Source organism: bacterium (genome assembly GCA_022616075.1).
Lineage (GTDB): Bacteria > Acidobacteriota > HRBIN11 > JAKEFK01 > JAKEFK01 > JAKEFK01.
Window position 1 is genome coordinate 1 of record JAKEFK010000363.1, and the last position, 5,826, is coordinate 5,826.

The following is a 5,826-nucleotide window of genomic DNA, read 5'->3' on the forward strand; positions in this document are numbered from 1 at the left end:
ACGACCGCTAAATACCCGGCATCAACAACCAGAACCGTGTTGACGAGTATGACGATCGCAACAATGGCCAGCGCTATGATTACAATAAGTCTTGGTTTCATGGACCCTCCTGAACTGAGACTGTGAATTTATATAATAGTCTAAACCCATTTGGCTTGTAGTGGCAGAGCATTGTCCGTAACCTTAGCTTGAGCACGATTGGGCAATTAAGTTTTGTTTGTAGCGCCCTTAATTCCTTAGACAATGCTCTGCCCGATCCCCGGATGCAGAGCACTTGCTCGCCAGGAAGTATGTCATGGTATTGCACGCATTGTGCGAGAACAAGGTCATTCAAAAATAATGGCAAGTGCTCTGCCACTACATTTGGATTATATATATGGTTATATATTAAGTAGAGCATTGGCCCGGGTTACAATGTTAAAGATGAAAAGAGCAGTAATCTTTTTTTCCTTCCTTTTTCTTTGTTCCATCGCATCGAGCGAAACCATGTACCTGACACTTGTCAACACAGAATCGAAGGGAGCGCTTGCCCAATCGGATGTTTCTTTTCGAATGGATGATGCTGAGGTTCCGCTCACGGAATTTTTGCATGTAGATACAACCGCGCGGGACGCAAACGTATTGGCGCATCCTGTAGGACGCCGGCAATATGTCCTGTTGATTGATTTTTTGAATCTCACTCCGTCCCAGGTTTTGGAAATTCGAAAGCTCGCTCAAGATTTTGTTGCTCAAGTGCCGAAAGAAGATCTCATCGCGCTCGCAGGAATCACGAATGAAGATGGTTTGCGCTTCTTTTCGGGATTCACAGCCGATCGATCCAAGCTCATTACAGGTTGGAACGCAATGGGAAAAGTCGTCCTTTCCGGAATGATGGAAGGGCCGGACGGAAACCTGTACTCTTCCACATTCTCTTCGGATCCGGTCCCACCAGCACTCTTAAGTGATGAGGAATTCCTTGCCAATCTGAAAACGTACGAAGTGGATCCGAAGACCAGAGAAGAACTTTCTCCCCTTTTTATCCAGGCTTTTGTGGATCTTGCTTCCTTGCTTTCCACAATACAGGGAAGGAAAAATGTTATTCTCTTCAGCCCCGGTACGGACGTGAAAGGACTGCGTGTTGATTTGAAAGAGATGAAAAAGGAGGAGAAAGAGGAGGAGGGGGAGGATGCTCGCGCAGACCATAAAACCTTGCGGGAGATTACTCAGCTCGGACCTCGCGATCTGGAAAAGATGGCGAAACAAGGGCTTCAAACAAAACGCAGTCGCGATAACGATGCCAATGTGGTTTCCAGATTAATTGAAGGAACGGATGGTCACGTTCACATTTTTAATCCTTCCTCTGAAGACAACGGTTTTCTAAAGGATCTAGCGGAGAAAACAATCGGCTCTTATAGAAAATTACAGGAATTTGCTTCTTCCGCTCCACAGATTCTCAGCTCGGATCAGAATTTTTATATTCTCGGCTGGCAGGGTCAAAGGGAAAAGAGTTTTCACGAGCTTCACATAATTCAGATGAAAGCAGGGAACACGAAAGCAGATTTTCCGCTACGGTGGCTCGCTCCCAAACCCCTGTCCGAATACAGTCCGTTGGAGAAAAAAGCTCACCTGGCACAGGCGCAGTACAGGAATTTTCCTTCATCCGATCAATACCGTTTCTGGTCGGACATCATCCTGGATGATGGATTGAATCGTGTATCGACCTTTACTGAAGTTCTCGGCAACTCCTTGATTGCAACTAAGGCGAAACAGATGCAACTGGATTTCTATGGTTTTGCGATCGAACAGGATGGCACGATCGTCGATTTCTATCATTTGCCTGTCTCCCTGGATCTTTCGAACGCCACGCTGAAAGGAAAACTCCAGAAAGCGGGACTGAAAGTGTGGAATGTGTTGTTCGCCGGTCACGGACCGATCAGTCTGCGGACTGTGGTTTTGAATGGCAATACCGGCGAAACATTCACGCATTCCGGGAGGATTCCATTCAGGGACACCGATTTTCTTTTAACAAACCCTTTCTTTCCATCTTACAATTTTGAATGGGTCTTCTGGCCGAAACCGGACCAGGTTCAGACCAGACGTGGAAAGGAAGTTATGTATCCATATAAGGTAGGTCCGAATATCTTTTTTCCCGAACTCTCACCTCGAGTGCAGGCGGACGACAAGGGTAAGGTCATCTATTTTAAAGTGTATAATTTCAGCCCCGGCGAAAAATACCCTTCCGTTCGCTTGCGGTTGCTTGGCGACAATGGAACGACCTTTGAAATTGAGAAATTTGGACTGATGCAGGAGCCACGACTGGTGCAGCGGGGAGGCGTGGAACTTTTCTGGACAATCGAAACTTTGCCGGGTCTCAGCAAAGGAAACTATCGTTTACGGGTGGATGTGATCGATCGCGGGAAAAACAAGGAAGTCATTCGGGACGTCGAGACTTATGTTGAATAGTGCTGACTCCTCCCCCTTATTAAGGCGGGAGGATCGTTTGAGTTACCTGCACTAGATTGCCTCCCGGTCATATTTGGAATATACTTTTTTACTCCTCTTACGTGAATCACTTACGAGCAATGGAATGGATTTTTCATGACTCATTGCTCATTACTATGGCACTTTTATCGTGGATGAGGTAACAATGAAGATACGTTCATTTTTGTTAGTTCTGATCATTGCGTCACTTTTTGCGGCCATGGATGCCAACGCTCAAAGCGGAGCAGCCAAAGGAAGAGGACGAGTAAAAGGAACGGTAACCGATCAAGATGGAAAACCTGTGGGCGATGTGACTGTCCGGTTTACCAGCGATCGGCTGCAAGCGAGCTTTGAAGTCAAAAGCAATGAGAAAGGAGAATGGGTCGCCAACGGAATTGCGGGCGGCAACTGGAATATTGACTTTGTGAAAGATGGGTATGAGACAAAACAGATTTCGTATGCGATCCAGCAATCGGGATACAACAAACCCGTGGTTCTATCTATACAAAGAATGGAAAAAGCTCCCCCCACTATCCCGGGAGTGCAGCCGGGGCAAAATCAGGCGAAAGAAGATCCCAGCCGCGCTTTGATAATGGAAGGAAGCGATATGGCAGACAAAAAGGATTACGCCGGAGCGATTGCAAAATACGAACAGGCAATGCAGCTAAAACCCGATCTTCACGCGCTCTATGGCGAAATCGGCAATCTGTATACGCTCATCGGTAATAGTGATAAAGCTCTGGAAGCTTACAACAAGCTACTGGAAAAGGACCCTTCCAATATGGATGCGCGCCTCTCCGCGGTCGGAATTCTGTTTGAAAAGAAAGATGTTGCCGGCGCGAAAAAGATACTGGAAGCCCTTGATTTAAAAACTGTAACAAATCCGAACGCTCTGTATAACGTAGGTGTCGGATTTTACAATGCCCAGGAAACACAAGAAGCGATCCGCTATTGGGAAAAAGTAATCGAGCTGGATCCCAAAATGATCGATGCTTATTTCCAGCTGGGAGCCGCCTATCTCTCCGTCAAGGACAACGCAAAATCCAAAGCGATGTTCCAGAAAGTAATTGAACTAGATCCGGCCTCTGAAAGCGCTAAGATGGCGCAAGAAATGCTGGACACCATGAAATAATGTAGTGGTCGAGCATTCGCGTTTTTTGCGAATGCTCGACACATATCCTTCTAGCAGAGCATTTTGAAAAAAACACAAAATGCTCTGCCACTACCTCTCCCGTTCACGCCTTCCCCTTCCGATTTTCTAGCCTATATATTCCCTTTGGTGACATTCATTTTGTATTCCAAATAAATTGGGAGTAGAATGGTTTCCACTAACCGAGGTGTGGTTATGCAAAAGAGATTCATTCTTTTTGTGATCTGCATTTCCATCCTGCCGATTTTTCCTGCATGGGCACAACTGGAAGAAGAAGTCCGGATTGATTTGCTTGAAATATGGGCCAAGGCCACAGACAAAGACGATCGCGTCGTATCCGATCTCAGCGCTGAAGACTTCCGGGTCTTCATCGATGGAAAGCAAGCGGAGATTCGTTGCTTTGATAAAGTCTTCTACGATCCATTTGAGTTTGCTAGAAACGAAGAAGCCTCGCAAAGCGACAATCAAAAACGAAAATTCATTTTTTTCTTTGATCTTCTAAACAGTTCTCCGCGAAGCGTTGATTATTTGAAAAGACAGTTCACGGATTTTCTTCGGAACAATTTCTCCGATCATGATGAAGGAATGGTTTTCGCGCTGCTTCCCACAGTTCATCTGGGTGTTGTTCAAAAGATGACTGCTAATAAGGAAGCAATCATCAGTGTCATTCAGAAAATGAAAGGCAGCGCAACAATGGATGCGCGAATCAGGAACAACGAAAAGGAAATTCTTAGCCTTTTGAGTTTTGGAAGCCGCGCTACACAGCAAACCGAACGCGAAGGGTCAGGACTCTCCAATAGGAATCCTGAGCAGATCCGGCAGGCCCGCGGGTTAGCGCGTAGTTACGCTTCCCAGGATGAAAACCTCAGCCGCTACACTCTCAACTCTTTTTTATCCATCGCTCAATACCTGCAGGGAAATCAATTTGATGGCCGGCTTGTGATGATGTATGTCAGCGGCGGGTTCTCCATGCGCCCCGGACAGAACTACTTTGAGATCATTGACCGCGCCATTGATGCAACTTCCGTTATAGGATCGGAAGATTTAAACTTCCGGGATCGTCCTACGAATGATTTCGATCACGAGGTCAGGAAAACCATCGGAATTCTCAACCGGCTGAACGTAACCATTTATTCTTTGGATGCTAGAGGCCTGATTGCTAACGATAAGGGTCCAGAGCGAGATGGTATCCAGCTCGCGCTCGGGTTTAACACCGTTTCCTATCAGCGGGAGCTTCAGGACTCATTGATTGTGATCGCGAGAGAAACCGGAGGGACTGCGTTTACCAACTCTCAGAATTATCAAAAGGGTCTTGCTGAGATTGCCAGTGACATGAGTCAACAATACTGGCTCTGCGCAAGCGTCCCTTTCTCGAGCAAGCGAGGCGTTTATCACAAAATAGAAGTAAAAGTGGACCGTCCGGGAGTCAAAGTCAGGCATAGAAAAGGGTATATTGAATAAACTTTCCGGTTTGTGATAAGATCTCAGCCATTCCAATAGGTTATTTGTACATCGCGTTGTGTAGCAGTTTGCGAAAGGGACATTAAGCGGACGATTTTGGGAACTGTAGGGACGAAACAATACAGATTGGGGACTTTCACTCCAAAATTACAGACGCCAGGTTTCTGTTCATTCAAATTCTTGGATTGACCGGATTCGAACGAACGAGACAACGACTGTAAGTTATTCATTTTAAATGATGATTATATTCGCCTTCTTTGGCACGTCGATTGCTATTTATCGCGTGTTTCAAGATTACAAAGTGGGGGCGTTGCTCCTACTAGGTCTAAAATTTAACTCTAATCTCTCTATGGAGGAGCCATGAGAAGTAAACTCCTGCTTATGCTCGTGGCGGGTCTTTTCGTCTTCGCCTTTACGTCCCCTGCTTCGGCGCAAGTTGCGACCAAAGCGGGGTCGATTTTCGGTAAAGTGACAGACGATAAAGGGGCTCCGCTGCCTGGCGTAAGTATCACGCTTGAATCTTCCGAGATTCAGCCTCAGACCGCAACGAGCGGTCCGACCGGCGGTTTCCGATTTGCGAACCTGCCTCCGGGAACGTATGCTGTGACGTTTTCCATTGAAGGCTTCACAGAAGTGCGTCAAGAAGACGTGCGCGTTACCATCGGCGGTTCGGTCAACCTGGAAATCACGTTGAGGCCGACACTGGCAGAAGAATTTGTCGTTGTCGCTGATACACCGGTTGTAGATACCAAGAA

The 5,826-nt window shown here is 46.6% G+C and carries 4 protein-coding genes; all 4 read left to right on the forward strand.

What is annotated here, in order from left to right; translation table 11 throughout:
* Positions 1–423: 423 nt before the first annotated feature.
* Positions 424–2,442, forward strand: a complete 2,019-nt coding sequence (locus L0156_27870) for a hypothetical protein (GenBank protein ID MCI0606819.1) — start codon at positions 424–426, stop codon at positions 2,440–2,442.
* Between the two features lie 184 nt (positions 2,443–2,626).
* The gene (locus L0156_27875; protein ID MCI0606820.1) at positions 2,627–3,592 is read left to right on the forward strand and encodes a tetratricopeptide repeat protein; all 966 of its coding nucleotides are present in this window, start codon (positions 2,627–2,629) and stop codon (positions 3,590–3,592) included.
* 213 nt (positions 3,593–3,805) lie between these two features.
* Positions 3,806–5,071, forward strand: coding sequence for a VWA domain-containing protein (locus tag L0156_27880; protein ID MCI0606821.1), 1,266 nt, complete (start codon positions 3,806–3,808; stop codon positions 5,069–5,071).
* Positions 5,072–5,431: 360 nt separating this feature from the next.
* The coding region (locus tag L0156_27885; protein MCI0606822.1) for a carboxypeptidase-like regulatory domain-containing protein at positions 5,432–5,826 on the forward strand (395 nt) is incomplete at its 3' end.

What these genes read in the sequence shown, in the direction of transcription:
- L0156_27870 (MCI0606819.1), top strand. Translation starts at nt 424, where the DNA reads ATGAAAAGAGCAGTAATCTTTTTTTCCTTCCTTTTTCTTTGTTCCATC.
- L0156_27875 (MCI0606820.1), top strand. Translation starts at nt 2,627, where the DNA reads ATGAAGATACGTTCATTTTTGTTAGTTCTGATCATTGCGTCACTTTTT.
- L0156_27880 (MCI0606821.1), top strand. Translation starts at nt 3,806, where the DNA reads ATGCAAAAGAGATTCATTCTTTTTGTGATCTGCATTTCCATCCTGCCG.